This window comes from Micromonospora sp. NPDC052213 (genome assembly GCF_040679695.1).
GTDB lineage: Bacteria > Actinomycetota > Actinomycetes > Mycobacteriales > Micromonosporaceae > Micromonospora.
This window is the reverse complement of the sequence record NZ_JBFAVI010000365.1, coordinates 1-1,296: the sequence shown is the minus strand read 5'-3', so window position 1 is coordinate 1,296 and position 1,296 is coordinate 1. Positions and strand designations below refer to the sequence as shown.

At 76.5% G+C, this 1,296-nt stretch carries 1 protein-coding gene and 2 pseudogenes; all 3 read right to left on the bottom strand.

Going from position 1 to position 1,296, the window contains the following annotated elements; all coding sequences use genetic code 11:
• Window positions 1–146: pseudogene (locus AB0L34_RS33995) on the bottom strand (glycosyltransferase family 9 protein); the annotation flags it as partial.
• Complete coding sequence (locus AB0L34_RS33990) at window positions 143–844, bottom strand: SDR family oxidoreductase (protein ID WP_363709777.1); 702 nt, start codon at window positions 842–844, stop codon at window positions 143–145. The pseudogene AB0L34_RS33995 and the gene AB0L34_RS33990, both read right to left, overlap by 4 nt.
• Before the next feature lie 43 nt (window positions 845–887).
• Window positions 888–1,296, bottom strand: a pseudogene (locus tag AB0L34_RS33985) (D-beta-D-heptose 1-phosphate adenosyltransferase); the annotation flags it as partial.

Below are 1,296 nucleotides of genomic sequence, written 5' to 3'. Positions count from 1 at the left end.
GCCCCGGTCAGCTCCGCCAGCGGCGCCAGCCAGTCCGGCGCGGCGAGCACCAGTTCCCGGCCCGGCAGGCCGGCGCGCAGGCCACGCAACGCCGGCACGGCGGTGACCAGGTCGCCGACGCCGAGCGCCCGCAGCACCAGGATCACGGGTACGAGGACTCCTGCGCGGCGCACACCACCATCTCGCGTACCGCGCAGCCGGCCGGCTGGGAGAGCGCGAACATGACCGCGGCGGCGGTGTCGGACGGCTCGTTGAGCACCGCGTCCGGGCCGGGGCGGTACTGCGCGTCCCGCTCGTCGAAGAACGCGGTCCGCATCCCGCCCGGGATCAGCAGCGTCACACCCACAGTGCCGGCCAGCTCGGCGGCGAGCGCACGGGTGAAGCCCACCACCCCGACCTTCGCCGCGCCGTACGCCGGCGCGTCGCTCACCGCCTTCACGCCCAGCGTCGAGGCCACCGTGACGATGTTGCCGCGGGACGCCTCCAGCCAGGGCAGCGCGGCCCGGATCACCGCGGCCGTGGCGAGCAGGTCCACAGTGACGATCCGTTCCCAGGTCTCCGCCGGGATGTCGGCCAGCTTCCCCGGCACGTCCATGCCGGCGGCGGTGACCACGGCGTCCAGCCCGCCGGAGCGTTCCGCGAGATCGCGCGTGGCGGCCTCGGCGGCTCGGGTGTCGGCCAGGTCGCACTCGGCCCAGGGCACACCGTCGGCGGGACGCTGCCGGTCCAGCACCAGCGGGCGTCCACCGGAGCGGGCCACCGCGGCGACCACCGCCGCGCCGAGCCCGCTCGACCCGCCGGTGACCAGGACCGCGGGCCCGGCGCCGGGAGCGGGGGCGTTCATGCCGCCGCCCGCGCGACCGCGCCGGATCGGATGCGTCGCTCGTTCATCGTGCTCCCTTCGCCGTGGACCGGACCACCGTCTGCGCGACGGCCTCCGCCGGGTCGAGCGTCGTGGCCGGCCAGCCGCCGCTGCCCCGTCCCGCCCGCGCGGCAGCGATCATGTCGGTGGTCGAGCGCCCGTCGAGGTACGGCACCACCACCGTGTGCCCGCCCCAGCGGGCCAGGATCTCCGACTCGGGCAACGTCTCGGCACCGCCGCCGCTGGCGTAGTCGCCGCCCTTGACCCAGATGTCCGGACGCAGCCAGGACAGCGCCGCCTCCGGGGTCGGCTCGTCGAAGATCAGCACCGCGTCGACGCAGCCGAGCGCGGCGAGCAGCCGGCCCCGGTCGCCCTGCGGCACGACCGGGCGCTCCGGTCCCTTGAGCCCGGCCACGCTGGCGTCGGAGTTGAGG